Annotated in this window: 36 protein-coding genes; 2 read left to right on the top strand and 34 right to left on the bottom strand. The window is 64.9% G+C overall.

Features of this window, described 5'->3' with window-relative positions; genetic code table 11:
- Positions 1-37: 37 nt before the first annotated feature.
- The 10 genes from rplQ to K7G81_RS02650 all read right to left on the bottom strand — a co-directional run bounded on the left by rplQ (position 38) and on the right by K7G81_RS02650 (position 8,584).
- On the bottom strand, positions 38-460 hold the full coding sequence (gene rplQ, locus K7G81_RS02695) for a 50S ribosomal protein L17 (RefSeq protein ID WP_223029184.1): 423 nt from the start codon (positions 458-460) through the stop codon (positions 38-40).
- A 238-nt stretch (positions 461-698) separates the two neighbouring features.
- Positions 699-1,760, bottom strand: coding sequence for a DNA-directed RNA polymerase subunit alpha (locus tag K7G81_RS02690; RefSeq protein WP_223029183.1), 1,062 nt, complete (start codon positions 1,758-1,760; stop codon positions 699-701).
- A 97-nt stretch (positions 1,761-1,857) separates the two neighbouring features.
- Entirely contained in the window at positions 1,858-2,247 is a 390-nt protein-coding gene (gene rpsK, locus K7G81_RS02685) for a 30S ribosomal protein S11 (protein ID WP_007405180.1), read from the bottom strand.
- A gap of 63 nt (positions 2,248-2,310) precedes the next feature.
- Complete coding sequence (rpsM, locus tag K7G81_RS02680) at positions 2,311-2,679, bottom strand: 30S ribosomal protein S13 (RefSeq protein WP_223029182.1); 369 nt, start codon at positions 2,677-2,679, stop codon at positions 2,311-2,313.
- A 162-nt stretch (positions 2,680-2,841) separates the two neighbouring features.
- Entirely contained in the window at positions 2,842-3,063 is a 222-nt protein-coding gene (locus tag K7G81_RS02675; RefSeq protein WP_223029181.1) for a hypothetical protein, read from the bottom strand.
- A gap of 39 nt (positions 3,064-3,102) precedes the next feature.
- Positions 3,103-4,449: a HAMP domain-containing sensor histidine kinase gene (locus tag K7G81_RS02670; RefSeq protein WP_223029180.1), complete on the bottom strand. Its 1,347-nt coding sequence runs from the start codon at positions 4,447-4,449 to the stop codon at positions 3,103-3,105.
- Positions 4,449-5,141, bottom strand: a complete 693-nt coding sequence (locus tag K7G81_RS02665) for a response regulator transcription factor (RefSeq protein WP_223029179.1) — start codon at positions 5,139-5,141, stop codon at positions 4,449-4,451. The genes K7G81_RS02670 and K7G81_RS02665 overlap by 1 nt, the downstream gene beginning before the upstream one ends.
- 99 nt (positions 5,142-5,240) lie before the next feature.
- Positions 5,241-5,420, bottom strand: coding sequence for a hypothetical protein (locus tag K7G81_RS02660; RefSeq protein WP_223029178.1), 180 nt, complete (start codon positions 5,418-5,420; stop codon positions 5,241-5,243).
- Positions 5,421-5,558: 138 nt separating this feature from the next.
- Entirely contained in the window at positions 5,559-6,983 is a 1,425-nt protein-coding gene (locus K7G81_RS02655; protein ID WP_223029177.1) for a cytochrome-c peroxidase, read from the bottom strand.
- Between the two features lie 74 nt (positions 6,984-7,057).
- Entirely contained in the window at positions 7,058-8,584 is a 1,527-nt protein-coding gene (locus K7G81_RS02650; protein WP_223029176.1) for a phospholipase C, read from the bottom strand.
- 10 nt (positions 8,585-8,594) lie between these two features.
- Between K7G81_RS02650 and K7G81_RS02645 the strand changes: the two genes are divergently transcribed.
- Positions 8,595-8,795: a hypothetical protein gene (locus tag K7G81_RS02645; RefSeq protein ID WP_223029175.1), complete on the top strand. Its 201-nt coding sequence runs from the start codon at positions 8,595-8,597 to the stop codon at positions 8,793-8,795.
- Positions 8,796-8,964: 169 nt separating this feature from the next.
- Here K7G81_RS02645 and K7G81_RS02640 read toward each other — a convergent pair whose 3' ends face one another.
- The 23 genes from K7G81_RS02640 to rpsJ form a co-directional block, all read right to left on the bottom strand.
- Positions 8,965-9,618: an adenylate kinase gene (locus K7G81_RS02640; RefSeq protein ID WP_223029174.1), complete on the bottom strand. Its 654-nt coding sequence runs from the start codon at positions 9,616-9,618 to the stop codon at positions 8,965-8,967.
- Positions 9,619-9,651: 33 nt separating this feature from the next.
- Positions 9,652-11,016 (bottom strand): preprotein translocase subunit SecY, encoded by a 1,365-nt coding sequence (gene secY, locus K7G81_RS02635; protein WP_223029173.1) that lies wholly within the window; start codon positions 11,014-11,016, stop codon positions 9,652-9,654.
- Positions 11,017-11,112: 96 nt separating this feature from the next.
- A complete protein-coding gene (gene rplO, locus K7G81_RS02630) occupies positions 11,113-11,631 on the bottom strand; it encodes a 50S ribosomal protein L15 (RefSeq protein ID WP_223029172.1) in 519 nt (172 codons plus the stop codon).
- 95 nt (positions 11,632-11,726) lie between these two features.
- On the bottom strand, positions 11,727-11,924 hold the full coding sequence (gene rpmD / locus K7G81_RS02625) for a 50S ribosomal protein L30 (RefSeq protein ID WP_223029171.1): 198 nt from the start codon (positions 11,922-11,924) through the stop codon (positions 11,727-11,729).
- Positions 11,925-11,930: 6 nt separating this feature from the next.
- Positions 11,931-12,659 carry a 30S ribosomal protein S5 gene (gene rpsE / locus K7G81_RS02620; RefSeq protein WP_255586489.1) on the bottom strand — a complete coding sequence of 243 codons (729 nt, stop codon included), beginning with the start codon at positions 12,657-12,659 and terminating at the stop codon, positions 11,931-11,933.
- Between the two features lie 2 nt (positions 12,660-12,661).
- Positions 12,662-13,021 (bottom strand): 50S ribosomal protein L18, encoded by a 360-nt coding sequence (gene rplR / locus K7G81_RS02615; RefSeq protein ID WP_223029170.1) that lies wholly within the window; start codon positions 13,019-13,021, stop codon positions 12,662-12,664.
- Positions 13,021-13,554, bottom strand: coding sequence for a 50S ribosomal protein L6 (gene rplF, locus K7G81_RS02610; protein ID WP_223029169.1), 534 nt, complete (start codon positions 13,552-13,554; stop codon positions 13,021-13,023). The genes rplR and rplF overlap by 1 nt, the downstream gene beginning before the upstream one ends.
- The gene (gene rpsH, locus K7G81_RS02605; RefSeq protein ID WP_119037675.1) at positions 13,554-13,949 is read right to left on the bottom strand and encodes a 30S ribosomal protein S8; all 396 of its coding nucleotides are present in this window, start codon (positions 13,947-13,949) and stop codon (positions 13,554-13,556) included. Before rpsH ends, rplF begins: the two co-directional genes overlap by 1 nt.
- 10 nt (positions 13,950-13,959) lie before the next feature.
- Positions 13,960-14,265, bottom strand: coding sequence for a 30S ribosomal protein S14 (gene rpsN, locus K7G81_RS02600; RefSeq protein WP_223029168.1), 306 nt, complete (start codon positions 14,263-14,265; stop codon positions 13,960-13,962).
- A 19-nt stretch (positions 14,266-14,284) separates the two neighbouring features.
- Positions 14,285-14,869, bottom strand: a complete 585-nt coding sequence (gene rplE / locus K7G81_RS02595) for a 50S ribosomal protein L5 (RefSeq protein WP_223029167.1) — start codon at positions 14,867-14,869, stop codon at positions 14,285-14,287.
- Positions 14,862-15,179, bottom strand: coding sequence for a 50S ribosomal protein L24 (gene rplX, locus K7G81_RS02590; protein ID WP_223029166.1), 318 nt, complete (start codon positions 15,177-15,179; stop codon positions 14,862-14,864). The genes rplE and rplX overlap by 8 nt, the downstream gene beginning before the upstream one ends.
- Entirely contained in the window at positions 15,179-15,547 is a 369-nt protein-coding gene (gene rplN / locus K7G81_RS02585; protein ID WP_223029165.1) for a 50S ribosomal protein L14, read from the bottom strand. The genes rplX and rplN overlap by 1 nt, the downstream gene beginning before the upstream one ends.
- Positions 15,548-15,610: 63 nt before the next feature.
- Positions 15,611-15,883 carry a 30S ribosomal protein S17 gene (rpsQ, locus tag K7G81_RS02580; RefSeq protein WP_223029164.1) on the bottom strand — a complete coding sequence of 91 codons (273 nt, stop codon included), beginning with the start codon at positions 15,881-15,883 and terminating at the stop codon, positions 15,611-15,613.
- An 11-nt stretch (positions 15,884-15,894) separates the two neighbouring features.
- On the bottom strand, positions 15,895-16,104 hold the full coding sequence (gene rpmC, locus K7G81_RS02575; RefSeq protein ID WP_223029163.1) for a 50S ribosomal protein L29: 210 nt from the start codon (positions 16,102-16,104) through the stop codon (positions 15,895-15,897).
- 3 nt (positions 16,105-16,107) lie between these two features.
- A complete protein-coding gene (gene rplP / locus K7G81_RS02570; protein WP_223029162.1) occupies positions 16,108-16,539 on the bottom strand; it encodes a 50S ribosomal protein L16 in 432 nt (143 codons plus the stop codon).
- Positions 16,540-16,556: 17 nt separating this feature from the next.
- Positions 16,557-17,264: a 30S ribosomal protein S3 gene (rpsC, locus tag K7G81_RS02565; protein ID WP_223029161.1), complete on the bottom strand. Its 708-nt coding sequence runs from the start codon at positions 17,262-17,264 to the stop codon at positions 16,557-16,559.
- A complete protein-coding gene (gene rplV, locus K7G81_RS02560) occupies positions 17,264-17,641 on the bottom strand; it encodes a 50S ribosomal protein L22 (RefSeq protein WP_223029160.1) in 378 nt (125 codons plus the stop codon). Before rplV ends, rpsC begins: the two co-directional genes overlap by 1 nt.
- On the bottom strand, positions 17,641-17,916 hold the full coding sequence (gene rpsS, locus K7G81_RS02555; RefSeq protein WP_223029159.1) for a 30S ribosomal protein S19: 276 nt from the start codon (positions 17,914-17,916) through the stop codon (positions 17,641-17,643). Before rpsS ends, rplV begins: the two co-directional genes overlap by 1 nt.
- A 3-nt stretch (positions 17,917-17,919) precedes the next feature.
- A complete protein-coding gene (rplB, locus tag K7G81_RS02550) occupies positions 17,920-18,756 on the bottom strand; it encodes a 50S ribosomal protein L2 (protein WP_223029158.1) in 837 nt (278 codons plus the stop codon).
- 4 nt (positions 18,757-18,760) lie between these two features.
- Positions 18,761-19,075, bottom strand: coding sequence for a 50S ribosomal protein L23 (locus K7G81_RS02545; RefSeq protein WP_223029157.1), 315 nt, complete (start codon positions 19,073-19,075; stop codon positions 18,761-18,763).
- Entirely contained in the window at positions 19,068-19,697 is a 630-nt protein-coding gene (gene rplD, locus K7G81_RS02540; RefSeq protein WP_223029156.1) for a 50S ribosomal protein L4, read from the bottom strand. The genes K7G81_RS02545 and rplD overlap by 8 nt, the downstream gene beginning before the upstream one ends.
- 2 nt (positions 19,698-19,699) lie before the next feature.
- Positions 19,700-20,455, bottom strand: coding sequence for a 50S ribosomal protein L3 (rplC, locus tag K7G81_RS02535; protein WP_223029155.1), 756 nt, complete (start codon positions 20,453-20,455; stop codon positions 19,700-19,702).
- Between the two features lie 293 nt (positions 20,456-20,748).
- A complete protein-coding gene (rpsJ, locus tag K7G81_RS02530; protein ID WP_119037652.1) occupies positions 20,749-21,060 on the bottom strand; it encodes a 30S ribosomal protein S10 in 312 nt (103 codons plus the stop codon).
- On the opposite strand from rpsJ, the gene K7G81_RS17690 reads away from it, so the two are divergent.
- Positions 21,016-21,594 carry a hypothetical protein gene (locus K7G81_RS17690; protein ID WP_255586594.1) on the top strand — a complete coding sequence of 193 codons (579 nt, stop codon included), beginning with the start codon at positions 21,016-21,018 and terminating at the stop codon, positions 21,592-21,594. The genes rpsJ and K7G81_RS17690 overlap by 45 nt on opposite strands.
- 45 nt (positions 21,595-21,639) lie before the next feature.
- On the opposite strand, the gene K7G81_RS02520 is transcribed toward K7G81_RS17690, so the two are convergent.
- Positions 21,640-22,341 carry an SDR family NAD(P)-dependent oxidoreductase gene (locus tag K7G81_RS02520; protein ID WP_223029153.1) on the bottom strand — a complete coding sequence of 234 codons (702 nt, stop codon included), beginning with the start codon at positions 22,339-22,341 and terminating at the stop codon, positions 21,640-21,642.
- Positions 22,342-22,515 lie beyond the last annotated feature (174 nt).

Here is a 22,515-nt window from a genome sequence, read left to right as displayed (position 1 = left end):
GGAGCGGCCCCTTGTTTTTCATTGGCTCAAACCAGGCTCACGCTGCCTCGTCGAAATCCTCGTCCGCCATCACCGGACCCGAATCCTGGCCCTTGGCATCGACATCGCGGTCGACGAACTCGATGATCGCGATCGGCGCGGCGTCCGACGCGCGGATGCCGGCCTTGATGACGCGCGTATAGCCGCCCTTGCGATCGGCGTAGCGCGCCGCGAGCACGTCGAACAGCTTGGCGAGCTGCGCATCGTCGAGCAGACGGGCGTGCGCCAGGCGACGGTTCGAAAGGCCGCCCTTCTTGGCCAGCGTGATCAGCTTCTCGACATAGGGGCGAAGCTCCTTCGCCTTGGGCAGCGTGGTGGTGATCTGCTCGTGCTTGATCAGCGCGGCCGCCATGTTGCGGAACAGGGCAGCGCGGTGCGCAGAAGTGCGGCTGAGCTTACGACCGCCATAACGATGACGCATGGTATTTCCTTCCAGTTCGTCCGGGAACCGTACCAGGTATTCCCGACCGGGCGGTGTGATCGGGCCACCGCCCACAACCCTGAAGTGGAGAAAGTGGAGACCGTCGCGCGGGTTTCTCCACTTCGCTCCAAATTTTCTCGGCCCGACGCGGAAGTGAATTCCGCGTCGTCGGACGGGCTACGCCCGCCGGCCGGGCTTGCGACGTCTTCGGATTAGCGTTCCGCTAATCCGGTGCGCCTCAGCCCAAAATCTCTTGCTCGAGCTTCTTGGCCATTTCCTCGATGTTCTCGGGCGGCCAGCCGGGGATTTCCATACCCAGCCGCAGCCCCATCGACGACAACACTTCCTTGATCTCGTTCAAGGACTTGCGGCCGAAGTTCGGCGTGCGCAGCATCTCCGCCTCGGTCTTCTGCACGAGATCGCCGATATAGATGATGTTGTCGTTCTTCAGGCAGTTGGCCGAACGGACGCTGAGCTCCAGCTCGTCGACCTTCTTGAGCAGATAGCGGTTGATCTGCTGCGTGTCGGTCTGCGCCTCGGCGGCCGCCGGAGCGGCCTGGCCGACGGCGGACGCCTGCGCCATCGCCTGATCGTCGAAATGGACGAACAACGTGAGCTGGTCCTGCAGGATCCGCGCGGCATAGGCCAGGCCATCCTCGGGCGTCACGGTGCCATCGGTCTCGATCGTCAGCGTCAGCTTGTCGTAATCGAGATCCTGACCGACGCGGGTCGGATCGACCTTGTAGCTGACCTGGCGCACCGGCGAATACAGCGCGTCGACCGGGATCAGGCCGATCGGCGCATCGGCCGGACGGTTGGCAACCGCAGGGACATAGCCCTTACCGGTATCCGCAGTCAGCTCCATGTTGAGCGTCGCGCCGTCGTCGAGGTGGCAGATGACGAGATCGGGGTTCATCACCTCGATATCGCCGCTGACCGCGATGTCGCCGGCCTTGACTTCGCCGGGGCCGGTCGCGGAAAGCTGCAGGCGCTTGGGCCCCTCGCCTTCCATCTTGAGCGCGATCTGCTTGACGTTGAGGACGATGTCGGTGACGTCCTCGCGCACGCCGGCGAGCGACGAGAATTCGTGCAGCACGTTCTCGATCTTGATCGAGGTGACGGCGGCGCCTTGCAGCGACGAGAGCAGCACGCGGCGCAGCGCATTGCCGAGCGTCAGGCCGAAGCCACGCTCGAGCGGCTCGGCGACAAAGGTCGCCTTGCGCTTGCCGTCGCCGCCCGACTTCTTCTCGAGGCCGTTCGGCTTCTTCAGTTCCTGCCAGTTCTTTGCATTGACAGACACGGGCTTCCCCTTGGTTTTGGGCGGGAGCTGAGGGCTGGCTCCGGCCGTGGGAGGATCGTCCGCGCGGCGCGATCAACCGCGCGCGGACGAAGCAAAATCAGACGCGGCGACGCTTGGACGGACGCACGCCGTTGTGCGGGATCGAGGTCACGTCACGGATCGAGGTGATCTGGAAGCCAACCGCCTGCAGCGCGCGAAGCGCCGATTCGCGGCCCGATCCCGGACCCTTGACCTCGACCTCCAGGGTGCGGACGCCGTGCTCGGCGGCCTTCTTGCCGGCGTCCTCGGCAGCGACCTGCGCCGCATAAGGGGTCGACTTGCGCGAGCCCTTGAAGCCCATCATGCCGGCCGACGACCACGAGATCGCGTTGCCCTGGGCATCGGTGATCGTGATCATGGTGTTGTTGAAGCTGGCGTTCACATGCGCGACGCCCGCGGTGATGTTCTTGCGCTCGCGCCGACGAATGCGCTGAGGTTCGCGTGCCATTGTTGTATCCCTAACCTAATCTGAAAAGCTGGAAGGAAAGCAGCTGCCGTTGAGGCGAAGCGCTTACTTCTTTTTACCGGCGATCGGCTTGGCCTTGCCCTTGCGGGTGCGCGCATTGGTATGCGTGCGCTGGCCGCGAACCGGCAGACCGCGACGATGGCGCAGGCCGCGATAGGACGCGAGGTCCATCAGCCGCTTGATGTTCATCGCGGTTTCGCGACGAAGATCGCCCTCGACGCTGTGCTCGGCATCGATCGTCTCGCGGATCTGCAGGACTTCGGCGTCCGTCAGGTCCTGCACGCGACGCTCGGGCGCGATGTTCAGCTTCTCGGTGATTTGCTTGGCCTTGGCCGGGCCAATGCCGTGGATATAGGTAAGCGCGATCACCACGCGCTTGTTGGTCGGGATGTTGACGCCCGCAATACGTGCCATGAACTCTGTTCTCCTAGCTCCACAGGGCGCGGCATGGCCGCACACGCCCCATCTCATCGCGTTGCATTCCGAAACGCAAGAATGCCGGCAAGCGCGCAGCGGCGCCGCCGGAAAACCGGTGTGATCGGAATGATGCGCAGATAGGTGTGCGAACGCCGCGAGTCAAGCGCCCGCGATGCGCTTGCGCCAGCGATACAGCGCCACGCCGGTCCAGATCAATTCGACGACGCCGAACGGCCATGCGCCCTGCAGAAAGCCATATACCGAACTCAGCGCGCAGCACGCAGCGAAGCCCAGCGTCCAGATCGGCCCGCGATCCTCCAGAAGATAGCAAACCAGCATGAGGCTGATCGCCGCCAGGCCGAACAGAGTGAGCGCGTCCATCGCGCGAGCCTGTATCGACGGGCGCCGGAAATGGCCAGATCAGGCGGGGATCACGATCGTCGCGCGCAGGCCCGGCGCGTTGTCGGCAAGCTCAAGGTGGCCGCCGTGCAACCGCGCAACCGCATCGACCAGCGAAAGACCAAGCCCCGCCCCCGGCTGGCTGCGCGCGCGATCGAGACGGCCGAACCGGCGGATCGCCTCCTCGCGATCGGCGGGATCGATGCCGGGGCCGCGATCGGCGACCGCGAACCGCACCCCGCCGTCTCCGCGTGACACCGATAGCGCCAGCGTTCCGCCCGATCCGGCGTGGCGCAGCGCATTGTCGATGAGGTTGGCGAGCGCCTGCGAGAGCAATTCGCGATGCACCGCCATCGCCGGCAGATCGGGCGCAATGTCGAGCGTGAGCGCCATGCGCGCTTCCTCGACGACGGGACCATAAAGCTCGGTCAGTTCTTCCAGGATCGCCCCTGGCTCCGCCATCACGAAACGATCGCGCCCCATCGCCGCCGAGCGCCCGATCTCGAGCAGCGTCGTCAGCATCCGCATCATCATGTCGGTTTCAACCAGCAGCCCGGACAAGGCCGCTTCGCGCGCGCCGGCATCCTCGGCCAGCGACGCCTGCTCGGCGCGTGCGCGCAGCCGGGCGAGCGGCGAGCGCAGATCATGGGCAAGCGAGTCGGTGACGGCGCGCAACTCGCCGACGAGCTGCTCGATCCGATCGAGCATCGCGTTGAGGCGGATAGCGAGCCGATCAAACGCATCACGCCCGCCCGCGACGGTTTCCACGCGGTCGGCGAAATCGCCCCCGCTCACCGCCTCGACGACATCGGCGATGCGATTGAGCCGGCGGCCGACATAGCGCGTCACCACCAGGCCAGTGGCGATGCCGGTGACGATCGCGAGCAGGATCGACAGGCCGACGACATGCTCGATCGTGCGCTGTTCCTGCTCCCAATCGTCAAGCAGGCGGCCGGTCATCAGCCAGTATCGGCCCACCCGATGGATCGCGAAGCCCGCCTCGCGGCCTGTCCATTGCGCGCTGTGGCCGGGCACGGCGATGCTGAACGGCGTTCCCGCGAGCGGCTGGACCGCGGTGGTCACCGGGCCAACGCCCATCACGCGCTGGCCGCGCGCATCGAGCACCGCCAGGATCAGCGTGTCGTCATCGGGATCGCGCGCCGCGTTTATCGCCTCGCGGAGCGCCGGAAAGCCGCCGCTGCGGTAAACCGAAACGAAATCCTGCGCCTGCTCCACCGTATCGCGGCGCAGCGCGGCGATCGCGTCGTTATGGATGCCGTTCCAGATCAGGAAGACCGAGGCGAGGCTGGAAATCAACGCCAGCGTGATCGCCAGCACCGCGAGGCGCGCGGTGAAGGAAAGCCGCATCAGGCGGCCGGGGCGAGGCGATAGCCGGCGCCGCGCACGGTATGCAGGATCGGGCTGTCGAAGCCCTCCTCCAGCTTGCGCCGCAGCCGGCCGACATGGACGTCGACCACGTTAGAGCCGGGATCGAAATGATAATTCCAGATCTTCTCCAGCATCATCGTCCGCGTGACGACCTGGCCGGCGTGGCGCGCGAGATATTCGAGGATGCTGTATTCGCGTGCGCCGAGCGCGATCGGCCGGCCCTGCCTCGAAACCTGACGGCCGAGCAGATCGATTTCGAGATCGCCGACGATGATCCGCGTCGGCTTGCCGCCGGTGGTCGCGCGATCCGTGCGGCGCATCAACGCCTCGACGCGCGCAGAAAGCTCGCCGAACGAGAAGGGCTTGCAGAGATAATCGTCGGCGCCGGCGCGCAGCCCGTCGATCCGATCATCGACGGTGCCGAGCGCGGACAGGACCAGCGCCGGCGCGGTTATCCCGGCGGCGCGGATCGCGGAGAGCATCGCCAGCCCGTCGATCCCCGGCAGCATGCGATCGGCGACGATCAGATCGAACACGCCCTCGCTGGCCAGGAACAGGCCATCGCGCCCGTTGCCGCAGGTTTCCACGCTGTAGCCGGCTTCGGCCAGCCCCTTGGCCAGATAGGCGGCGGTCGCGGCATCGTCTTCGACGACGAGGATCTTGCGCGTCATATGCCCGGCTTACGCCTTCGCGAAGGACAAGAAAATGGCCGGCGGAAAGCCCCCGCTTCCCGCCGGCCGCGACGCCCGAGGAGATGCGTCGGGAGGCGCTTACGACGCCTTGGCGGGAGCAGCGGCCTTGGCGGGCTTGGCAGCCACCTTGGTCTTGGCCTTCACCACGTGATGCTTGACGACATGGTGCTTGGTGACGGTCTTGGCGGTGGTGGCGGCCATCGCCGGCGCGGCGAGCAGCGTCACGGCGGCGAGCGAGGCGAGGATACGAAGGGTCATCGTCGGAACTCCGGTGCGGCAGCGGGATGCCGCCTGCCCCGCCGTTCTACGACCGGCCGGCGATCGGCGCTGTGACGCCATGATGAAAAATTCGTCATTCGGCCCTGTCGTGACGGAGGGGCGCCGGCCGAACGAATGTCAGTGCGAGGGCGGTTCGTAGCCATCGTCGAGCGTGCCGAGAAACGCGATGATGTCCTCCATCTCGGCATCGCTGAGCGGCGGCTTGTCCCCTCGATGGCGGTCGAACGGGGCATCGGCGACGTCGATATTGGCCCAATAGCGCCGCGGCAGATCGTCATATTTGCGAACCCGGCCGGTGGCGTCGCGCGGATAGATGCGGCCGGGCGCGGTATCGCGGAAATCGTAGAAGCGCAGCACGTCGTGGAGATCGTGATAGACGCCGTTGTGGAAGAACACTTTGCGCCGCGCGACGTTGCGCAGCGTCGGCGTCAGGAACATGCCGCAATATTGCGTCTGCTGCGCGAGATCGGTGCGCAGCGGGCCGCACAGGCCCATGTCGTGAAAGCCAGGATCGCGGTTGACGGCGAGCGCGCGATTGCGCGGCACGCCCAGCGCTTCATATTCGGTATCGGTGAAGATCGGCGGCATACCGTCGGCGCCCGGCTGGCTGATATGGCACGCCGCGCAATTGCCCTTTAGCGGATCGTTGAACAGCTTCATGCCGCGCAACTCGGCAGGGCTCAGCCGCGCCTTGCCTTCGAGCCAATAGTCATATTTGCTGTCGAACCGATGGAAAGCGCGTGCCTCGATCTGGTAACGCGACAGAGCCGACATCGCCTCATCGTAGAGCATCGCCGGGTTGTTCACCACGGTTCGCCCGAACAAGGGCCGCAGCAGCGCCACATAGCCGCCGCGCTCGAGCTTGGCGGCGACCTCTGCGACGCTGGTATCGGCCATTTCCGCCGGGTTCATCATCGGCCCCGTCGCCTGCGCCATCAGCGTATCGGCGCGGCCGTCCCAGAACAGCCCGCCCTGCGGCACGGGTGCGGCGACGGGCGCCGTCCCCGCCGATTTGACCGCCAGCGCCTTGCCCTGCGCTTGCTGCGCGAGCTGGCCGAGCGAGACCGGATTGTCATTGTCGTCGACCGGCGGGCCGATGCTGAACACCGTCTGGCGATAGAGATAGGCGAGCGACGGCGGCGGGCGCAGCCCCTCGCGCTGCAGATCAGGCCCGCCAAGCTGCACCGAAAGCGCGTTAGGTGGACCGTAATCATGCGCCGGGCTGTGGCACGAGGCGCACGACTGGCGGCCCGACGCGGAGAGCGACGGATCGTGGAACAGCCGCTCGCCGATCTTTGCCAGGGTACTGAGTGGCTGATCGGGCGGGCGGACGAGCTTGATCGGATGCGGATTGGCGCCGGTCAGCCGCTCGACCAACGGCACGAGCACGGCCGGCGATTCGGCCGGATGCGCCAGGATGCGCGCCGCGCCGATCGCCATCACGGCGCAGACGATCGCCGCGACCGCCGCCAGGCGCGACAACACCCTGCGAGGCCGGCTCGCGCCGGGAACGGCGGAGGTGAAGCGATGCGTGTCGGTCAAGAGCGGCGGGTCATTGTTTTGCTATGGTGCCGCCCGGTACGCCGCGAGGCATAGCGCACCGGGCGACCCCGAGGTCAGGCGGGCGGCTGCGAAACCTGCATGCCGGTCTTCGGATCGAGATAGAATGGCGCGAGGTGCGGATTGGCCTTGAAATCGAACAGTTCCATGATGCTGCCGGTGATCGCGTCGTTCGACCCGCCGCCGAGCCGCTTTCCGCTCAGCCAGTTATCCTCGATGAAGCGCACCACCGAAGCCTGGGTGAGCAAGGTATTCGAAACATAATTTACCTTGGCATAAGGCGAGATCACGAGGAACGGGATGCGCGAGCCCGGGCCGCAACGGCCGTTCACCACCTTGCCGTCCAGCCCCACCGCCGGCTTCGCGTCGGGGCCGGTGCACTTGCCCGCGCCATTGAGCTGATCGGCATCGGGATCGGACGAGGCGTTGAGGATGTTCGGCGCCTGATGATCGTACCAACCATCCGAATCGTCGTAAGTGACGATAACGGCGGTGTTCTTCCAATCGGGCTGCTGCTGCAGGAAATTGAGCAGCTTGACGACGCCGGCCTGCTCGTCGAGCGGGTTTGAATTGCCCGGGTGCGCATCCTGATAGGCCGACATCTTGACGTAGCTGACCGACGGATAATTGCCCGCCTTCACCGCCGTATAGAAATCCTCGAGGTCATATTGGTGGTGAACCGGCGCATCGGTCTTGTCGAGATCGGGCTCGGTATGACCGATCATGGCGACCGAACTCGGCCGCGTGTGCTTCAGGTTGGCGGTCGAGGCGTAATATTGGAACCAGGCGTGGTGGGGCGTGTAGTCCGTCACCGTGCGGCTGGTGTTGGGCGACACGGTGCTGCGCTTGCACGCGGTGGTGCCATTGTCGTTGGTCAGCGTGAGATCGAACCCGCCCATGAAGCCACCCCAGGTGAGGCCGGCGGCGTTGAGCAGATCGCCGATATTCTTGCCGAGCATGTGCAGCGTGCTGTTCGCCTTGGTGCTCGAACAGACGTCGCCTTCGGGATCGGGGTCGCCGATCATCGTATAGCCGCCCTGCCCGTCGGCGACCGCGCCGTTGGCGTTCGACGCGCCGGCGGTCGTGCCCGAGACGACGTTGATCGCGCCCGGCGACGAGGGGCCGAACGAATCGGTGAAGGCGTTGTCGCTCATCGCGAAATGCTGGGCGTAATTCCACAGCGCGGTGACGGTGTTGCCGTCGAAATAGCCCATCACCTGCGCCGCGGTGCCGAATGCGCCGGCGCCGCCTTGCGAACTGCGGCCGGTGAATGCGACGAAGGCATCCATCTTGCCGTTGTCCGATGCTTTCTGCTCGGCGGTATAGGCGTGGTTCTGGCTGGTGGTATCGAACTGCGCGCGATCGATGCGGAACGGGTTCATCTGTTCGGCCGGAACGCCCGTCGCCAGATTGTCGGCGTTCTTCGTGTTGGGGTTGTCGGTCAGCAGCGATTTGTCGGCGTTATAGCCGTTCACCGTCGGGGTATCGGCGGCAGCGGTGAACATCGGCTCGCCACTGGGGTTGGTCGCTTCCGGATAGGTGCCGAAATAGTGATCGAACGATTCGTTTTCGTCGAAAATCACCACCAGGTGCTTGATCGGCGTCGCCGTATCGGCGGCATCCTCCTGCGAAGGCGGCGGGGTCGGCGTGGGCGTCGGTGATGGCGAAGGCGACGGGCTGGGCGTCGGGGTCGGCGCTGAAACCGGCGGCGGATCATTCGAATCGTGGCACGAACTGAGCATCAACGCGATGCAGGAAACGGCCGCCATCATCGGCATCTTGCGCATAAACTAGTCCCCTGTTTGGCCCGGTCGCCGGCAGTGATCGCGAACGGATTTGCCTGCGTGTTGGCAGGGGGGATTTGGCGAGCCAGCATGACGCCCGCGTTACGGTTCGGAGAAATATGAAATATTTCCGCGTTCCGAACGACGGCCCGTTCGGGTGCGACGGTGAAACGCGGCGATCAGGCCTTGCCGTCGAGGATCGCTTCGATGGCCTGGGTGACGTGATCGATATCGGCCATGCCGTCGACACGGCGGACGAGCCCGCGCGCTTCGTAGATCGGCAGGATCGGCGCGGTCTTGGCGCGATATTCGACCATGCGGGTGCGCACCGTTTCGGCATTGTCGTCGGGGCGGCGCTTGAACTCGTGGCTGCCGCAGACGTCGCAGGTGCCAGGCACCTTGGGCAACTTGAATTTATCGTGATAGCCCGCGCCGCATACCGCGCAGGTGAAGCGACCGGTGATCCGCTCGACCAGCGCATCCTCGTCGACCTCGAGCTCGATCACGTAATCGAGCTTGCGCCCGCGATCGCCGAGCAGCGTATCCAGCGATTCGGCCTGGGCCCTGGTGCGCGGATAGCCGTCGAAGATGACGCCTGTCGCGTGGTCGATCTGATCGAGCCGCTCGCCGATGATCGCCGAAACGATCTCGTCCGACACCAGCTCGCCGGCGTCCATCACCGCCTTGGCCTTGAGCCCGACCTCGGTGCCCGCCTTGACCGCAGCGCGCAGCATGTCGCCGGTCGAAAGCTGCACCATACCGCGATCGGCCACCAGCCGCTCCGCCTGCGTGCCCTTACCCGCCCCCGGCGGGCCAAGCAGAATGATGTCCATCGGCAACGCTCCCCTGTTCGTTGTCTTGGGCTGTCAGCGCAGGCGGCCGCCCTTGAGGCGAGCCTTCTTGATCAGATCGCCATATTGCTGCGCGTAGAGGTGGCTCTGGATCTGCGTCACCGTATCCATCGTCACGTTGACGACGATCAGCAGCGACGTGCCGCCCAGATAGAACGGGATCGCCAGCGCCGAGACGAGGTATTCGGGCACCAGGCAAATGATCGCCAGATAGCCGGCGCCGACCACCGTGATGCGGGTGAGCACGTAATCGAAATAGACCTCGGTGTTCTTGCCCGGGCGAATGCCGGGGATGAAGCCGCCGTGGCGTTTCAGATTGTCCGCCGTCTCCTCGGGATTGAACACCACCGCGGTGTAGAAGAACGAGAAGAAGATGATGCCCGCGCCATACAGCAGCATGTACACCGGGCTACCGTGCTGGAGATACTGGTTGAGCGTGATGATGAGATCGCCCCACCAGCCCTGCCCCGCCACCTTCTGGCCGGCGAACTGGCTCACCGTCAGCGGCATCAGCAGCAGCGACGAGGCGAAGATCGGCGGGATCACGCCGGCGGTGTTGAGCTTCAACGGCAGATGGCTGCGATCGGCCTGCATCCCGCGCTGGGTCTGGCGCTTGGGGTATTGGATCAGGATGCGGCGCTGCGCCAGCTCCATGAAGCAGATGAACAGCACCAGGCCGACGATCGCCGAGATGATCAGGATGATGTTGAGCGTGCTCATCGAGCCGGTGCGGCCCCCATTCAACAGGTTGATGAGCTGGGTCGGCATGTTGGCGACGATGCCGGCCATGATGATGAGGCTGACGCCGTTGCCGATGCCGCGGCTGGTGATCTGCTCGCCGAGCCACATCAGGAACATCGTGCCGCCGACCAGGCTGACCACCGCGGTCAAGCGGAACAGCATGCCGGGCAGCACCACCGCCTGAACGCCCTGGTTGGCGCCCAGCGCCTCAAGGCCGACGGCGATGAAATAGCCCTGGATCGCGGTGAGCGCGACCGTGCCGTAGCGGGTGTATTGATTGAGCCGCATCCGGCCCGATTCGCCTTCCTTCTTGATCGCCGCGAGCTGTGGGCTGAGCGAGGTGGCGAGCTGCACGACGATCGAGGCGGTGATGTACGGCATCACGCCGAGCGCCGTCAGCGACATGCGCTTCAAGGCGCCGCCCGAGAAGGAATTGAAGAAATCGAGCACGCCGCCCGAGGTCTGCTGCGACAGCAGGCCGAGCGCGGTAGGATCGACGCCCGGCAGCGGCACATAGCTCAGCAGGCGGAACACGATCAGCGCGCCGAGGGTGAACCACAGGCGCTTCTTGAGATCGGTTGCCTTGGTGAAATTCGCCAGGCTGATGCTGGAAGCCATCTGGTTGGCTGCGGATGCCATTATGCTGTTCGTCCTGGAAACTGAAAGCGGCGGGATAGCAGTCACCCGCCCCCGCCGCTCATATAGTCGTTACAAGGCTATTGTCTAACCCGGCGTTCAGGCCTTGGCCTTCTTCGCGGTGCCCTTCTTGGCCGCGGCCTTCTCGGCAGCGGGGACGACCGTCGGGATCTCGACCGATCCGCCAGCCTTTTCGACCGCTTCCTTGGCCGACTTGGACGCGCCGGCGACGACGAAGCTCAGCTTCGCGGTCAGCTCGCCCTTGCCGAGCAGGCGGACGCCGTGCTTGCCGCCACGCGCCAGGCCGGCAGCCTTCAGCGCGGCGTGATCGATCGTGCCCTTGGCGTCGAGCTTCTTGGCGTCGACCGCCTTCTGGATCGCGCCCAGGTTCACCTCGGCATAATCCTTGGCGAAGATGTTGTTGAAGCCGCGCTTCGGCAGACGCATGTGCAGCGGCATCTGGCCGCCCTCGAAGCCGTTGATCGAGACGCCCTCGCGGCTCTTCTGACCCTTCTGGCCACGGCCGCCGGTCTTGCCCTTGCCCGAGCCGATGCCACGGCCGACACGCATCCGACCCTTGCGGGCGCCGTCATTATCGCGGAGTTCGTTGAGTTTCATGATTGTGCACTCGCTTTCGCTATGTTCGCGCTGAAAAATGAGGAAGGGGGCCTCTAGCCCCCTGCCCCTTGTTTGTCACGGGTCGATTGAAGGCTTCAGCCCTCGACCGACACCATGTGCTGGACCTTGCGGATCATGCCGCGCACTTCGGGCGAGTCCTTCAACTCGACGGTGCGGTGCATCTTGCCGAGGCCGAGCCCCTTCAAGGTCGCGAGCTGGTCCTTGGTGCGGCGGATCGGCGACCCGGTCTGGGTCACCTTCACCGTCGCGGCTGCTTCTTTCTTGGCTGCCATCGTGACTTACTCCGTGACGGCCGCGGCGTCGGCCTCGGCGGTCTGCGACCCACCACGGCCGAGCAGGTCGGCGATCTTCTTGCCACGACGCTGCGCGACGCTCTTGGGCGAGGTCTGCTCGCCGAGCGCCTCGAAGGTCGCGCGGATCATGTTGTACGGGTTCGAGGTGCCGACCGACTTAGTCACCACGTCGGCGACGCCGAGCGATTCGAAGATCGCGCGCATCGGGCCGCCGGCGATGATGCCGGTCCCGGCCGGCGCCGACCGCACCGTCACGCGACCCGCGCCGAAATGGCCGTTGCCGTCATGATGCAGCGTGCGGCCTTCCTTCAGCGGCACGCGGACCATCGCCTTCTTGGCCGAAGCGGTCGCCTTCGAGATCGCTTCCGGAACCTCGCGGGCCTTGCCATGGCCGAAGCCGACGCGGCCCTTGCCGTCACCGACCACGACCAGCGCGGCGAAACCGAAGCGCTTGCCGCCCTTCACCGTCTTCGACACGCGGTTGATGTGGACCAGCTTCTCGATCAGCTCCTCGCCGCCGTCATCGGCGCCGCCGCCGCGACGATCGTCACGACGACCACGGCCGTCACGACCGCGACCGCCACGATCGCCACCGCGACCGCCGCGCGGTCCACGGCCGCGCGGTTCGCGATTGGTGATTTCCTGGTTGGTGGTCTCGGGCGCCAGCGTCGCTTCGGGCTGGTTGCCCTGACCGGTGGTGTTTTCGTCAGCCATCGTCAGAACTCCAATCCGCCTTCACGGGCGGCCTCGGCCAGCGCCTTGACGCGGCCATGAAACAGGAAACCGCCGCGATCGAACACGACCTGCGTCACGCCCGCCGCCTTGGCCGCTTCGGCCAGGCGCTTGCCGACCTCGGTCGCCGCGTCGACATTCGCGCCGGACTTGGTCCGCGCGTCCTTCTTCTCGAGGCTGGAGGCCGATGCCAGCGTCTTGCCCTCGGCATCGTCGATCACCTGGGCATAGATATGCTTGCCCGAGCGATGGACCGACAGCCGCGGACGACCGCCGGCGCGCGCCTTGAGCGCGGTGCGATTGCGGCGACGCCGCTTTTCGAAAAGAGAAAGACCCTTGGTCATCACTTCTTCTTCCCTTCCTTGCGGAAGATATACTCGCCGCGATACTTGATGCCCTTGCCCTTGTACGGCTCCGGCTTGCGCCAACGGCGGATCTCGGCGGCAACCTGGCCGACCTTCTGCTTGTCGATGCCCGAAATCTCGACCGTGGTCTGATCGGGCGTCTTGATCTCGATGCCCTCCGGCACCGCGAAGTTGACGTCGTGGCTGTAGCCGAGCTGCAGCTTGAGCGTCTTGCCCTGCGCGGTGGCGCGATAGCCGACGCCGGTGATCTCGAGCGTCTTGGAGAAGCCCTCGGTCACGCCGGTCACCAAATTCTGGATCAGCGTGCGCTGCATGCCCCAGAACGAGCGAGCCCGCTTGGTCTCGTTGTTCGGCTTCACCGAGATGGTGCCGTCACCGATCTCGTAGCTCACTTCGTCAGCGAGCGGCATCGACAGGGTGCCCTTGGGCCCCTTCACCGAAAGCTGCCCGTCGGCCATGTTGGCGGTGACACCGTTCGGAACGGTGATCGCCTTCTTACCGGTGCGGCTCATCAGAACACCTCCGCCAGCACTTCGCCGCCGACATTCTGGTCGCGTGCCTCGGCATCCGAAAGCACGCCACGCGGCGTCGAGACGATGGTGATGCCCAGGCCGTTCTGGACGCGCGGCAGTTCCTTGGAACCGCTGTAGACGCGACGGCCCGGCTTCGAGACGCGCGCGACGTGCTTGATCGCCGGCTGGCCCTCGAAATATTTGAGCTCGATACGGATGCCCTTGGCGGGCCCCATCTCTTCCTCGGAATAGCCGCGGATATAACCCTCGCGCTGGAGCACGTCGAGCACGCGGACGCGCAGCTTCGAGCCCGGCGACAGGACAGAATCCTTGCGCGCGCGCTGGCCGTTGCGGATGCGGGTGAGCATATCACCCAAGGGATCGGTCAATGCCATGATCTAATCCTTACCAGCTCGACTTCGTGACACCCGGGATCAGGCCCTTGTTGGCCAGATCACGCAGCTGCACGCGGCAGAGACGGAACTTGCGATAGTAAGCGCGCGGACGGCCGGTGACCTCGCAGCGGTTACGGATGCGCGTCGGGTTTCCGTTGCGCGGAATCTCCGCCATCTTCAGACGCGCGATCAGACGCTCGGTCTCATCGAGCGACTGATCCTTCGCCATCGCCTTCAGCTTCGCATAACGGCCGGCGTACTTCTTCACCAGCTTCTTGCGACGCTCATTTTTGTTGATCGAACTCAGTTTCGCCATGACTTAAGTTCTTCCTCTATTACGCGGCCTGACGCTGGTCAGCGTCGGCCTGCGGGAACGGGAAACCGAACAGACGCAGCAGCTCGCGCGCTTCCTCGTCGGTCTTCGCCGTGGTGGTAACGATGATGTCCATGCCGCGGACCTTGTCGATCTGGTCATAGTTGATCTCGGGGAACACGAGCTGTTCCTTGAGACCCATCGCGTAATTGCCGCGACCGTCGAACGACTTGGCGTTCAGACCACGGAAGTCGCGGATGCGGGGCATCGCGATCGTGATCAGACGATCAAGGAACTCGTACATGCGCTCGCGACGCAGCGTGACCTTGCAGCCGATCGGCATGCCCTCACGCAGCTTGAACTGCGCGATCGACTTCTTCGCCTTGGTGACGACCGGCTTCTGACCGGCGATCAGCTCCATCTCTCGCGCGGCCTGCTCGACCTTCTTCTTGTCCTGCGTCGCCTCGCCCACGCCCATGTTGAGCACGATCTTCTCGATCTTGGGGACTTCGTAGACATTCTTGTAGCCGAACTTGTCGGTCATCGCCTTGACGATCGTGTCGTCGTAGATGCCGCGCATGCGGGGCTTGTAAGCCTTATCAGCCATCGATCTTGTCTCCGGTCTTCACGGCCACGCGGACCTTCTTGCCGTCCTGCGTCTCGAACCGGACGCGGGTCGGCTTGCCGTCCTTGGTCACGTGCGCGACCTTGGAAATGTGCATCGGCGCTTCCGAACGCTTCAGGCCACCCTGGGGATCGGCCTGGCTCGGCTTGACGTGGCGCACGTGGACGTTGACGCCCGACACCACGACCTTGCCGTCCTTCGGCATCGCCTGGAGGACATCGCCGGTGCGGCCCTTGTCCTTGCCGGACAGGACGATCACGCGGTCACCCTTCTTGATCTTGGCGGCAGCCATCACAGCACCTCCGGCGCGAGCGAAATGATCTTCATGTGCTTCTTGGCGCGCAGCTCGCGAACCACCGGGCCGAAGATACGGGTGCCGATCGGCTCCTCGTTCTTGTTGACCAGGACGGCGGCATTGCTGTCGAAGCGGATCACCGATCCGTCGGCACGGCGAATGTCCTTCGCGGTACGCACGATGACGGCACGGTGCACGTCACCCTTCTTCACGCGGCCGCGCGGCTGCGCTTCCTTGACGCTGACGACGATGATGTCGCCGACGCCGGCAAAGCGACGCTTCGAGCCGCCCAGCACCTTGATGCACTGAACCCGCTTGGCGCCGCTGTTGTCCGCGACGTCGAGATTGGATTGCATCTGGATCATCGATCCGTTTCCTTCTCAAATGGCCTACCGGGAAAGCCCGGCGGTTCCAGCTTCTCTTATCGCTTACGCGTCGACGTCGACCCGCTCGGGTGTCGCGTGGGTGTTAACCCGCTCGATCACCTTCCAGGTCTTGAGCTTGGAGATCGGAGCGGTCTCTTCGATACGCACCGTTTCACCCTGCTTGTATTCATTGCCCTCATCATGGGCATGATACTTTTTCGACCGGCGGATGATCTTGCCGTAGAGCGGATGCTTCACGTTCCGCTCCACCCGGACCACTACGGTCTTGTCGGTCTTGTCCGAGACGATCTGTCCCGTCAGCACGCGCTTGGGCATTGTCGTCTTCCTTACTTCGCGGCCGCAGCGTCGCGCGTCCGCGCGGTCTGCAGCGTCTTGATACGAGCGATGTCGCGACGGACTTCGCGAACCCGGCTCGGCTTCTCGAGCTGGTTCGTGGCGGCCTGGAAACGCAGGTTGAACGCCTCGCGCTTCAGGTTGCCCAGCTCTTCGTCGAGCTGGTCGTCGGTCTTCGCCTTGAGATCATCGATCCGGGCCATGACTTATCCTTCCAGGTGCGAGGTGTCGCCGAGACGCGCCACCACCTTGGTCTTGATCGGCAGCTTCATCGCTGCACGCTCGAATGCCTCCGCCGCGAGCGGGCCGGGCACACCGTCCAGCTCGAACAGGATGCGGCCGGGCTTGACGCGCGCTGCCCAGAATTCGGGCGAACCCTTGCCCGAGCCCATGCGGACTTCGGCGGGCTTCGACGACACCGGCACGTCCGGGAACACGCGAATCCACAAGCGACCCTGGCGCTTGATGTGACGCGTGATCGCACGACGAGCGGCCTCGATCTGGCGGGCAGTGATCCGCTCCGGCTCCATCGCCTTCAGCCCGTAGGAGCCGAAGTTGAGCGCCGTGCCACCCTTGGCGTCGCCATGGATGCGGCCCTTGAAGGCCTTGCGGAACTTGGTGCGTTTCGGTTGCAGCATTTTCTCTTATCCCAACCTTAGCGGCGATCGTCGCGCGCCGGGCGCACGCCCGAGGTCTGCGCTTCCATCATCAGCCGGTCCTGCGCCATCGGATCGTGGCCGAGGATCTCGCCCTTGAAGATCCACACCTTGACGCCGCACACGCCATAAGCGGTGTGCGCCGTGGCTTCGGCATAATCGACGTTCGCGCGCAGCGTGTGCAGCGGCACGCGGCCTTCACGATACCATTCGGTCCGCGCGATCTCGGCGCCGCCGAGACGGCCGCCGCAGGTGATCCGGATGCCCTCGGCACCGAGCCGCAGCGCCGACTGCACCGCGCGCTTCATCGCGCGACGGAAAGCGATACGACGTTCGAGCTGATCGGCGACGCCCTGCGCGACGAGCTTGGCATCGATCTCCGGCTTGCGGATCTCGACGATGTTCAGGCTTACGTCCGACGAGGTCATCGCAGCGAGCTTCCGGCGCAGCTTCTCGATATCGGCGCCCTTCTTGCCGATGATCACGCCGGGGCGCGCCGCATAGATCGACACGCGGCACAGCTTGGCCGGACGCTCGATCACCACCTTCGAGATCGCGGCCTGCGGCAGCGTTTCGACGATGTACTTGCGGATCTTGAGATCCTCCATGAGGAGACGGCCGTAATCGGCGCCCTCGGCGAACCAGCGGCTGTCCCAGGTGCGGTTGATCTGCAGACGCAGGCCGATCGGATTGCTCTTCTGACCCATTATGCTTCTTCCTGCTCGCGGACGACGATGCGAAGCCGCGAGAACGGCTTCAGGATGCGCGTCGACTTGCCGCGGCCGCGGGTGGCGAAACGCTTCATGGTGATCGACTTGCCGACCGACGCTTCGGCGACGACGAGCGCGTCGACGTCGAGGTTATGGTTGTTCTCGGCATTGGCGATCGCGGAGGCGAGGACCTTGCGCGCGTCAACCGCCATCGCCCGCTTCGAGAAAGCGAGGATGTTGAGCGCCTCGTCGGCCTTCTTGCCGCGGATCAGGCCGGCGACCAGGTTCAGCTTCTGGGCCGAGCCGCGAATCTGCGTCGCGACGGCCAGCGCTTCCTTGTCACCCACGCGGCGCGGAGCTGCTTGCTTCGACATCAGCGCTTACCCTTCTTGTCGGCGGCGTGGCCGGGGAAGTAGCGCGTCGGCGCGAATTCACCCAGCTTCATGCCGACCATGTCCTCGTTGACCGAGACCGGCACGAACTTGCGGCCGTTGTAGACGTTGAACGTCAGCCCAACGAACTGCGGCAGGATGGTCGAACGACGCGACCAGGTCTTGATCGGCGCACGGCCGCCCGAATCCTGCGCGGCTTCGGTCTTCTTCAACAGATGCAGGTCGACGAACGGACCTTTCCAGACGGAACGGGCCATGACTTACCTCTTCTTCTTCGCGTGACGCGACCGGATGATCATCTTGTCGGTCTGCTTGTTGTTGCGCGTGCGCGCGCCCTTGGTCGGCTTGCCCCACGGGGTGACCGGATGACGGCCGCCCGAGGTCCGGCCTTCACCACCGCCGTGCGGGTGATCGACCGGGTTCTTGGCGACGCCGCGGGTCAGCGGACGCTTGCCCATCCAGCGCGAGCGGCCTGCTTTACCGAAGTTCTGGTTCTGGTTGTCGGGGTTCGACACCGCGCCCACCGTCGCCATGCACTCCGAACGAATGTAGCGCTGCTCACCCGAGTTGAGGCGCATGATGACCATGCCGCGGTCACGACCAACGACCTGGGCATAAGTGCCCGCCGACCGCGCGATCTGACCGCCCTTGCCGGGCTTCATCTCGACATTGTGGACGATGGTGCCGACCGGCATCTGGCCGAGCTCCATCGCGTTGCCGGGCTTCACGTCAGCCTTCTTGGCGGCGACCACCTTGTCGCCCGCGGCGAGCCGCTGCGGCGCCAGGATATAGGCAAGCTCACCATCCTCATACTTCACCAGCGCGATGAACGCGGTGCGGTTGGGATCGTATTCGAGCCGCTCCACCGTGCCTTCGACGTCCCACTTGCGACGCTTGAAGTCGATGTAGCGATAGCGCTGCTTGTGACCGCCGGCGATGCCACGCGAGGTGACATGACCCTTGTTGTTGCGGCCACCGGTCTTGCGCTTGCCCTCGGTCAGCGCCTTGACCGGCGCCCCCTTGTGCAGCCCCGAACGATCGACGAGGATGAGTCCGCGTCGCGCCGGGCTGGTCGGGTTGTAATGCTTGAGTGCCATTGCCTCAGATCCCCGTCGTCACGTCGATCGACTGGCCGTCCTTCAACGTCACGATCGCTTTCTTGATGTCCGAGCGCGTGTAGGGCGCGCCCTTCCACTTCTTGGTCTTGCCCTTCTGGACGATGGTGTTGACGCCGGTCACGTCGACGCTGAACAGCGCCTCGACCGCCGCCTTGATCTGCGGCTTGGTCGCGGTGCCCGCCACCTTGAACACCACCGCGTTCTGCTCGGAAAGGAGCGTCGACTTCTCGGTGATGTGCGGCGCGAGGATCACGTCGTAATGACGGACGTCGACGTCGGCTTTCTGCTTCTTAGCCATTGAAGCGCGCCTCCAGCTTCTCGACGGCAGCGCGGGTCAGGACCAGCGTGTCGTGCTTCAAAATGTCGTAGACGTTGGCGCCGGCGGCCGGGAGCACGTTGACGTGCACCAGGTTGCCCGCGGCGTGCGCGAAGCTCGTCTCGACCGCGTCGCCGTCGATGATCAGCGCCGACTTGCCGAAGCCGAGCTTGGCGAGATCGGCGGCGAGCACCTTGGTCTTGCCATCCTTGACCTCGAGTCCGTCCATGATGATCAGCGAGCCGGCCTTGGCATGGCTCGAAAGCGCCATCTTCAGGCCAAGCGCACGAATCTTCTTGTTCAGCGACGGATTGAAGTCGCGGACGCGGGCGCCGTGTGCCTTACCACCGCCGATGAAGACCGGGGCACGACGATCGCCGTGTCGAGCCGTACCGCCGCCCTTCTGGCGACCGAACTTCTTGCCGGTGCGAGCGACATCGGCGCGCTCGCGGGTGCCGCGGGCGGTGCCGCGACGCTTTTCGAGCTGCCAGGTGACGACGCGGTGGAGGATGTCGGCGCGCGGATCGAGGCCGAAAACCTCGTCGTTGAGCTCGACGTCCGCCGCTTTCGCCTTGGCGTCGAAGGAGGAAACCTTGACCTTCACGTTCAGCCCTCCTGGCCTTCGGTGGCCTCGGGAGCCGCGGTGTCTTCCGCAGGCGTCTCGGCGGCTACATTGTTGCTGTTGGCGGCGGCCTTCAGGCCGGCCGGGTACGGCGCGTCCTTGTGGCGTGCGACCTTGACGGCGTCTTTGACGATCAGCCAGCCGCCCTTCGAGCCGGGCACCGAGCCCTTGACGAAAAGCAGGCCGCGCTCGGCGTCGGTGCCGACGATCTCGAGGTTCTGCTGCGTGCGGTTGCGGTCGCCCATGTGGCCGGCCATCTTCTTGTTCTTGAAGACGCGGCCCGGATCCTGGCGGTTACCCGTCGAACCGTGCGAACGGTGCGAGACCGACACGCCGTGGGTGGCGCGCAGACCGCCGAAGCCCCAGCGCTTCATCGCGCCGGCAAAGCCCTTGCCCTGGGTCCGACCCGACACGTCGACCAGCTGGCCGGCGACGAAGTGATCGGCCGAGAGTTCGGCCCCGACGTCCAGCAGGCCATCTTCCTCGACGCGGAATTCGCAGAGGATCGCCTTCGGCTCGACTTCGGCCTTGCCAAAGTGGCCGCGCTGCGGCTTGGCGACATTCTTGGCCTTGGCGCTGCCGGCGCCGACCTGGACGGCGACATAGCCGTCCTTATCCATTTCGCGACGGGCGACGACTTGAACGCCTTCGAGCGCCAGAACGGTGACCGGCACATGGCGGCCGTCGTCCTGGAACAGGCGGGTCATCCCCATTTTCTTCGCGATCACGCCAGTGCGCATGATCCGTTGCTCCTTAACAGAGGCACCCCAGGGCCAATCCCAAGGGTGCTTGCGAGGCCGATCTCGCGATCGACCCCAGGTCCAGCCCGGAAAATGCGAAGCGAGCCCCCGTCCCGGGCTGGGTGTCCGGTGAACCGGACGTGACGGGAGACGCTGGCCCAGCAGCCCGAAGGTGCTGGCGGTATCTCTTGTTTCAGTAGTGCGCCCGCGTGGCGGAAGCCCAACCTGCGATCACCGAAGCGACCGACTTGGCGCGGGACGCAAGCGTCGACCGCGAATCTCGTGTGCGGCCCTTAGGCCAGTTTGATCTCGACATCAACACCCGCGGCGAGATCGAGCTTCATCAGCGCGTCGACCGTCTGCGGGGTCGGCTGCACGATGTCGAGCATGCGCTTGTAGGTGCGCACCTCGAACTGCTCGCGCGACTTCTTGTCGATGTGCGGGCCACGGTTGACCGTGAACTTCTCGATGCGCGTCGGCATGGGAATGGGACCACGAATCAGAGCACCGGTGCGGCGTGCGGTGTCGGCGATGTCGCCGGTCGCCTGATCGAGCACGCGATGATCGAACGCCTTCAAGCGAATGCGGATATTCTGCGTTTCCATAACCCTACCGATGCGAAAGAGCGGGGAAGCTCTCCCAATCGCCACGCCGGCCCGCAGGCCAGGGCGACGGCTGAAAGGCCGCCTCTTGCTTGTTCAACCAAAAACCGAAGGCGCGCCTTTACGCGGAGACGCGGGGGAGATCAAGCCCTGGAGCGGCGAATTTTTGACTCGTCGTTGCACATTGCCGACGCAAGAATCCCGATTCACATTGGAACGATGAGCAGAGAGGACATTCAACGCAACGCCGAGCCGCAGCTCGTCGCCGATGTTCGCATGTATGAAACCGTCAATGGAGGACGTGAAGGCCCTGCGCTTCCCGGATGGGGATGCCCAGTGATGATCTCGGATATTGAACCCCTGTATGGCTGGGACGCACTCCCGCTTCTACGCGACCGACATCTTCGTCCCGGCGAAAACAGACGTTTGGGCTTCGTGTTTCTTTCCGGCCAGGAGGCAGCCGACGCCCTCAAAAAAGTTGGCAAATTCTATTTGTGGGAAGGCCGGTTCGTCGGAGAAGCTAGCGTCGTCTCCTAATACCGTCCCCCCGGGCTTGACCTGAGGTGACGTTGGGGGAGAGCCTCACCAAGGCACCGTCTTGCCAAAGCGATCGAGGTACTCGAGCCCCGGCCGTCCCCGCTTCTCGATCAGAACGTCGACCAGCTTGGGGACGGCTTCCTTCATGGTGAACGGCGCGTCGGGGCCGCCGAGGTCGGTCCTGATCCAGCCGGGTGCGAGCAGCGCCATCGCGCGGGGCGCGTCCGCCTCGCGCGCGGCGAAGCTCTTCATCAGCATGTTGAGCGCCGCCTTGCTGGCGCGATAGACCTCGCGGCTGCCCTTCACATTGTCGGCGATGCTCCCCTGCCCCGACGACATCGCACCGATCAGTCCGTCCGCCGGCACATTGGCCTGCAAAGCCTCGATCACGCGCAGCGGACCGAGCGCGTTGGTCAGCATCACGCGAGTGAACTCCTCGGCGCTGACGGCACCCACCTGCGCCAGCGGATCGGTCGTCGTCGTGCCGGCGTTGACGAACAGCATGTCGAGCCGTTTCCCCGCGAGCCGCTCACGAAGCGCCGCGATCTGGTCGTCCGCGTTGATGTCGACCGTCTCGACGCGGACGTTCGGATTCTGCTCCGCCAATTCGTGCAGCTCGGTTCGGCCGCCCGCGCGCGCAGTGCCGATGACGTTCCAGCCCCGGTTAGCGAATTCCTCCGCCATCGCGTGGCCAAGCCCGCGCGACGCGCCGACGATGAGGATTGTTGGATGATCTGTCGAAGCCATAAGCACACCTCCATGGAGAGCCCGTCATTGCGAGAAGCGCAGCGACCAAGCAATCCACCGCAACGCGCGCGCCCCCCCCAGATTGCTTCGCTCCGTTCGCAATGACGGAAAGACGCAAAAAGCCCGGCCTCCCCGTGGGGAAGCCGGGCCTTTCGTTCTCCAAACCCTTTCGGG

Source organism: Hephaestia mangrovi, from assembly GCF_019880555.1.
Lineage (GTDB): Bacteria > Pseudomonadota > Alphaproteobacteria > Sphingomonadales > Sphingomonadaceae > Sphingomonas > Sphingomonas mangrovi.
This window is presented reverse-complemented; position numbering and strand designations above follow the sequence as displayed.

Excerpts from the sequence above, each read along its gene's own strand:
- rplQ (WP_223029184.1), bottom strand. The coding sequence starts at position 460 with ATGCGTCATCGTTATGGCGGTCGTAAGCTCAGCCGCACTTCTGCGCAC.
- rpsK (WP_007405180.1), bottom strand. The coding sequence starts at position 2,247 with ATGGCACGCGAACCTCAGCGCATTCGTCGGCGCGAGCGCAAGAACATC.
- rpsM (WP_223029182.1), bottom strand. The coding sequence starts at position 2,679 with ATGGCACGTATTGCGGGCGTCAACATCCCGACCAACAAGCGCGTGGTG.
- K7G81_RS02675 (WP_223029181.1), bottom strand. The coding sequence starts at position 3,063 with ATGGACGCGCTCACTCTGTTCGGCCTGGCGGCGATCAGCCTCATGCTG.
- K7G81_RS02670 (WP_223029180.1), bottom strand. The coding sequence starts at position 4,449 with ATGCGGCTTTCCTTCACCGCGCGCCTCGCGGTGCTGGCGATCACGCTG.
- K7G81_RS02665 (WP_223029179.1), bottom strand. The coding sequence starts at position 5,141 with ATGACGCGCAAGATCCTCGTCGTCGAAGACGATGCCGCGACCGCCGCC.
- K7G81_RS02660 (WP_223029178.1), bottom strand. The coding sequence starts at position 5,420 with ATGACCCTTCGTATCCTCGCCTCGCTCGCCGCCGTGACGCTGCTCGCC.
- K7G81_RS02640 (WP_223029174.1), bottom strand. The coding sequence starts at position 9,618 with ATGGACATCATTCTGCTTGGCCCGCCGGGGGCGGGTAAGGGCACGCAG.
- secY (WP_223029173.1), bottom strand. The coding sequence starts at position 11,016 with ATGGCATCCGCAGCCAACCAGATGGCTTCCAGCATCAGCCTGGCGAAT.
- rplO (WP_223029172.1), bottom strand. The coding sequence starts at position 11,631 with ATGAAACTCAACGAACTCCGCGATAATGACGGCGCCCGCAAGGGTCGG.
- rpmD (WP_223029171.1), bottom strand. The coding sequence starts at position 11,924 with ATGGCAGCCAAGAAAGAAGCAGCCGCGACGGTGAAGGTGACCCAGACC.
- rpsE (WP_255586489.1), bottom strand. The coding sequence starts at position 12,659 with ATGGCTGACGAAAACACCACCGGTCAGGGCAACCAGCCCGAAGCGACG.
- rplR (WP_223029170.1), bottom strand. The coding sequence starts at position 13,021 with ATGACCAAGGGTCTTTCTCTTTTCGAAAAGCGGCGTCGCCGCAATCGC.
- rplF (WP_223029169.1), bottom strand. The coding sequence starts at position 13,554 with ATGAGCCGCACCGGTAAGAAGGCGATCACCGTTCCGAACGGTGTCACC.
- rpsH (WP_119037675.1), bottom strand. The coding sequence starts at position 13,949 with ATGGCATTGACCGATCCCTTGGGTGATATGCTCACCCGCATCCGCAAC.
- rpsN (WP_223029168.1), bottom strand. The coding sequence starts at position 14,265 with ATGGCGAAACTGAGTTCGATCAACAAAAATGAGCGTCGCAAGAAGCTG.
- rplE (WP_223029167.1), bottom strand. The coding sequence starts at position 14,869 with ATGGCTGATAAGGCTTACAAGCCCCGCATGCGCGGCATCTACGACGAC.
- rplX (WP_223029166.1), bottom strand. The coding sequence starts at position 15,179 with ATGGCTGCCGCCAAGATCAAGAAGGGTGACCGCGTGATCGTCCTGTCC.
- rplN (WP_223029165.1), bottom strand. The coding sequence starts at position 15,547 with ATGATCCAGATGCAATCCAATCTCGACGTCGCGGACAACAGCGGCGCC.
- rpsQ (WP_223029164.1), bottom strand. The coding sequence starts at position 15,883 with ATGCCCAAGCGCGTGCTGACGGGACAGATCGTCTCGGACAAGACCGAC.
- rpmC (WP_223029163.1), bottom strand. The coding sequence starts at position 16,104 with ATGGCCCGGATCGATGATCTCAAGGCGAAGACCGACGACCAGCTCGAC.
- rplP (WP_223029162.1), bottom strand. The coding sequence starts at position 16,539 with ATGCTGCAACCGAAACGCACCAAGTTCCGCAAGGCCTTCAAGGGCCGC.
- rpsC (WP_223029161.1), bottom strand. The coding sequence starts at position 17,264 with ATGGGTCAGAAGAGCAATCCGATCGGCCTGCGTCTGCAGATCAACCGC.
- rplV (WP_223029160.1), bottom strand. The coding sequence starts at position 17,641 with ATGTCGAAGCAAGCAGCTCCGCGCCGCGTGGGTGACAAGGAAGCGCTG.
- rpsS (WP_223029159.1), bottom strand. The coding sequence starts at position 17,916 with ATGGCCCGTTCCGTCTGGAAAGGTCCGTTCGTCGACCTGCATCTGTTG.
- rplB (WP_223029158.1), bottom strand. The coding sequence starts at position 18,756 with ATGGCACTCAAGCATTACAACCCGACCAGCCCGGCGCGACGCGGACTC.
- K7G81_RS02545 (WP_223029157.1), bottom strand. The coding sequence starts at position 19,075 with ATGGCTAAGAAGCAGAAAGCCGACGTCGACGTCCGTCATTACGACGTG.
- rplC (WP_223029155.1), bottom strand. The coding sequence starts at position 20,455 with ATGCGCACTGGCGTGATCGCGAAGAAAATGGGGATGACCCGCCTGTTC.
- K7G81_RS17690 (WP_255586594.1), top strand. The coding sequence starts at position 21,016 with ATGATCGAACGCCTTCAAGCGAATGCGGATATTCTGCGTTTCCATAAC.
- rpsJ (WP_119037652.1), bottom strand. The coding sequence starts at position 21,060 with ATGGAAACGCAGAATATCCGCATTCGCTTGAAGGCGTTCGATCATCGC.
- K7G81_RS02520 (WP_223029153.1), bottom strand. The coding sequence starts at position 22,341 with ATGGCTTCGACAGATCATCCAACAATCCTCATCGTCGGCGCGTCGCGC.